We start from the raw sequence: 4119 nt of genomic DNA, 5'->3' as shown, positions 1-4119 counted from the left end.
CTAGATTGGGGCAATAGCGGCTGACGCGAGTCGCGCTCGGCGCGGAGCGCAGTATAGCGGCAACCCTGACCGCAACGCCCGCTGACCTCGACCGGCGTACCCGCCGATCGTCTCAAGCCAATAATTCGCTGGACGAGGTGCTGCTGTTGGACTGGAGCATGCGGGTGAAGCGTTCCGGATCGTGCTTGACGATGTCCACGTATTCGTCCAGAAGCCGCGCCCAGTCGCGGCCACCGTGGGCGCGGAGCTTATCCAGGGCCACCAGCAGCAGCTTGGCGGCGGCCCGCAGCTCCCGGTCGTCACCGTCACCGTAGTGGGCCGTCAGCTCCTCGAACAACTGCTCCACGCGCTCGGTGGGGCTCGGCTGTTTGGCGGGCATAGGATGGAACCTCCGCTGACTCGGACGCGCGCAGTATACCCCCCGCGCGGCGGACGACGTTTCAAAGCTGTAGAATGCTGCGCCGCAACAACTCCAACCTGGATCGCCGCCTGCACTATGCTCGTCTATCTGCACGGCCTGAACAGCTCGGGTCAATCCGCCAAGGCGAACCGACTGCGCACGGCGCTGGCTCCGCTGCCTGTGCTGGCACCAGACTACGAGCCGCACCGACCACACGCGGCCGTAGCTCGACTCACCACGGTGCTACAACAAGTTGTGGCGGACAGCGGGCCGCCGGTGCTGGTTGGGAGCTCCATGGGCGGTTTCTACGGCCGCTGGCTCATTACGCAGCTACCCTGCACCCATCTGTTTATGATCAACCCCGCCTTGCGCCCCTGGGCGCAGCTGCGCGGTCATCTGGGCGAGCAGGTGACCTCCGGTGGCGAGCGCTATACGCTGACCCGGGAGCTGGTGGAGCAGACCCGGGACTACACCCCCGCCCGGCCCTGCAGCGACCTGCCGGTGCCCACCACGCTGCTGCTCGACTTGGGCGATGAGGTCATCGACACGCGCGCGGCGGCAGCCCTCTACCGGGGCTGCGCGCGGGTCCTGGCCTTCCCCGGCGGCGATCATGCCTTTCAGCACTTGGACGAGGTGCTGGGTGTGATTCGGGAGGCCGTGGCTCCGGCGGCCGTGGCCTAGGGATACCGATTGTTTGGCCGCGCTCGCCAAAAATGGCACGGAGCTGGGCTTGTTCAGACCTCGGCTCGTATGAAGGTTGACAGGAATCGCCTTAGTGGAGCGATGTCGGCCGTAGTGTCGCGTGGGTCTTGCACCCTACTGCGCACCCATTACCCGCCCGACGATGCGGAAGCCGGCAACATAGGTGCCGATGGCGGAGCCGAGGCTCGCTAGGATGAACACCAACAGGACCCGCGACACGCGGTTGCGCCACCAACCGCGCACCGTGGTGGCGTCCTCGCGGAGCGCGCCGAAGTCCCCGACACTTGGGCGCCGCAGCATGAGCTCCGCGGCACCTGTCACCATGCCGGCACCAATGGTGGGGTTCAGCGACGTGAGGGGCGCGGCGGCGAAGGCCACCAGAATCGTCAGCGGATGAGCGGCGGCAATGGCAGCGCCTAGGGCGGACAAGCCGCCGTTGATGAGGACCCAGTCCCAGACCAGGTTCCAGCCAAGCTCCGGGCTGCGGGTGAAGCCATAGGCGAAGACCCCCAGGATCACCGCCACTACCACCCAGGGCAGCGCCCGCCAGAACCGCGACGGAGGCGGCACCGCGTCCAGCGCGGCGATGGTCGCGGCCGGGTCGGATGCCAGCGGCTGCGCCGCTGTGAGCTGATCGGCAACGCCCTGCAGATGGCCAGCGCCGAGCACCGCCAGTACACGCTGGTGGCCCTGGGCCTCGATCTCCTGCCGCAGGCGTGCCGCCATGTAGCGGTCTCGCTCGGTGATGAGCGGCGCATACAGGTCCGCGCGATCCTGGGCGAACTCGGCAAATGTGGTCTCCAGAACGTCGCCCTGCTTCAGACGCTCGATCTCCTCCTCGCTCACGGACTCCCGGGACAGCATGCCCGCCAGCAGGCCCGTGAACAGGTTGAGGCGCTTCCACCAACCGAGGTTGGCCGCGGCGCGGCGCAGGGTGACGCCAATGTCGCGGTCCACCAACAGCACGGGCAGGCCGCGCTCGTGCGCCAGCTGGATGGCCGCGCGCTGCTCCGCGCCGGGCTCGATGCCGAACTGGTCCGCGAGCCGCTGCTGGTAGGCGGCAAGCGCCAGGCTCGCGGCCACCACATAGACCCGCTGCTCCCGCACCACGGCGAAGAGGTCCATGCGATTGAGTCTATCTGGGTCCGTCAGCGACTCGAACCGGCTCGGGCAGAGCTCCACGGCGACGGCATCGAACGGAGGCGTGTCGCCGGAAGCGTCGGTGAGCAGCGCGCGTACCTGGGCGACGCTGGCGCGGGAGACATGAGCCGTGCCGAGCAGGTGCACCTCGGCGCCTGCCAGGCTGAGGGTTATCGCGGGCTCCTGCGGCGCCGGGGCTTTTGGCGCAGGGGCCTGTGGCGCTGGGGCCAGTTCGGGGTCGACCTTAGGGCTGGACACGGCGACTGGGGCTCGGTGGTGGCAAACGTTGCATGATAGCCCAGCGGCGGTCGACCCCGCGCGCCCGGCTGGCGTTGGCCGTGGCCCGGTCGGGGTTTATCATGCGGCCTGAAGAGCTGTACGTCTGCGGGCTACCGTCACCGGCGGACGCCGCCGAATGCCCACCTCGTGCCTTGCACCGCGCCGTCGAGTCCGCCCATGCCGAGCCTCCGCCTGCCCGCGGCGTCGAACGCCGCCATGCTCCCCGTCGTGTTGCTCCTGCTCGCCGCCGGGGCCCTGCCTAGCTGCGGCTCCATGGAACGCAACAAGCAGACAAGCGCCCTCGCGGACAGCACCAACGCATATCGGGAGGCCCTGCGCTGGGGCTACTGGCAGGCCGCCGCCGAGCTGCTGCATCCGGAAGCCCAGCAGGATCTGGATCTTGCGTCCCTACAGAATGTACGCGTCACCGGCATCGAGCTCGTCCGGCCCGCCGCCATCACTCCGCAGAACAGGGTCATCAGACTCGTGCAGATCCAGTACGTCCTCGAGGACGAGCAGCGCGTGAAGCAGATCATGGACCGTCAGGACTGGCGCTGGGACGACGCTCGCAAGGGCTGGGTCCTGCACAGCGGCCTGCCGGACTTCTGAGGGCGCAGCGTGAACGACGGGGCGCAGCGGTTCGGATTCACCCCGGCAGCACGGTTCCTGCTCGTCGCGGGCGCCTTCGTGGTGGTGGTGGCGGGGCTCAAGGCGGCCTCGAACCTCGTGACGCCTTTCTTGCTCGCGGTCTTCATCGCCGTGCTCGTGGTGCCGCCAATGCACTACTTGCGCAGCCACGGCCTGCCTGGCTGGGCTGCGATGCTGGTCGTGGTTGCGGTGCTGCTGGGCGCCAGTGGTGCCATCGTCGGGCTCTTCAGCGGCTCTCTCAGCGCCTTCAACGCGAGCTTGCCGGACTACCAGGAACGGCTGAAGGGGCTCACCGGTGAATTGGACACCTGGCTCGACACCATCGGTATCCATGTCTCGCGGCAAACGCTCAACTCCCTCATCGACCCGGCCCGCATTTTCGGCATGGCTGCCGAGCTGATCCGCGGGCTCGGCGGAGTGCTTACCAACGCCTTCCTCATTCTGCTGACGGTGATCTTCATCCTATTCGAGGCCAACAGCCTGCCGAGCAAGCTGCGCGCGGCGCTGCGTCAGCCGGAGGCGTCGCTCGCAAACCTGCAAGAGGTGATGCACACCATCAACCGCTACATGTTCCTGAAGTTCTGCACCAGCCTGCTCACGGGCGTGCTGCTGTGGGCCTGGCTCAGGTATCTGGACGTGGATTTCCCGGCCATGTGGGGCATGCTCGCCTTCCTGCTCAACTTCGTGCCCACCATCGGCTCCATCATCGCCGGCATACCACCGGTGATGCTGGCGCTGATCCAGCTCGGCATCAATGACGCACTGCTGGTGACCGCGGGCTACATGCTGGTGAACATCGGCATCGGCAACTTCCTCGAGCCGCGGGTCATGGGGCGGGGTCTGGGCCTATCGACGCTGGTGGTGTTCGTGTCACTCGTGTTCTGGGGCTGGGTCCTTGGCCCAGCCGGTATGTTCCTGTCGGTGCCACTGACGATGGCGCTCAAGATCGC

General features: G+C 67.4%; 5 protein-coding genes. 3 read left to right on the top strand and 2 right to left on the bottom strand.

Going from position 1 to position 4119, the window contains the following annotated elements; genetic code table 11:
* Nucleotides 1–112: 112 nt before the first annotated feature.
* Nucleotides 113–379 (bottom strand): hypothetical protein, encoded by a 267-nt coding sequence (locus I6U14_RS09125; protein WP_296898656.1) that lies wholly within the window; start codon nt 377–379, stop codon nt 113–115.
* A 117-nt stretch (nt 380–496) separates the two neighbouring features.
* Here I6U14_RS09125 and I6U14_RS09120 point away from each other — a divergent pair, with 117 nt between their 5' ends.
* Nucleotides 497–1081, top strand: a complete 585-nt coding sequence (locus I6U14_RS09120) for a YqiA/YcfP family alpha/beta fold hydrolase (protein ID WP_296898654.1) — start codon at nt 497–499, stop codon at nt 1079–1081.
* 135 nt (nt 1082–1216) lie between these two features.
* Here I6U14_RS09120 and I6U14_RS09115 read toward each other — a convergent pair whose 3' ends face one another.
* On the bottom strand, nt 1217–2416 hold the full coding sequence (locus I6U14_RS09115) for a TraB/GumN family protein (RefSeq protein ID WP_296898657.1): 1200 nt from the start codon (nt 2414–2416) through the stop codon (nt 1217–1219).
* 282 nt (nt 2417–2698) lie between these two features.
* Here I6U14_RS09115 and I6U14_RS09110 point away from each other — a divergent pair, with 282 nt between their 5' ends.
* Both I6U14_RS09110 and I6U14_RS09105 read left to right on the top strand, forming a co-directional pair.
* Entirely contained in the window at nt 2699–3130 is a 432-nt protein-coding gene (locus I6U14_RS09110; protein ID WP_296898652.1) for a hypothetical protein, read from the top strand.
* Nucleotides 3131–3139: 9 nt separating this feature from the next.
* The coding region (locus I6U14_RS09105) for an AI-2E family transporter (protein ID WP_296898651.1) at nt 3140–4119 on the top strand (980 nt) is incomplete at its 3' end.

Source organism: Thiohalocapsa sp. (genome assembly GCF_019695415.1).
In the GTDB taxonomy this organism is placed as follows: Bacteria; Pseudomonadota; Gammaproteobacteria; order Chromatiales; family Chromatiaceae; genus Thiohalocapsa.
The sequence above is the reverse complement of the archived record's forward strand: the minus strand, read 5'-3'. Positions and strand labels throughout refer to the sequence as shown.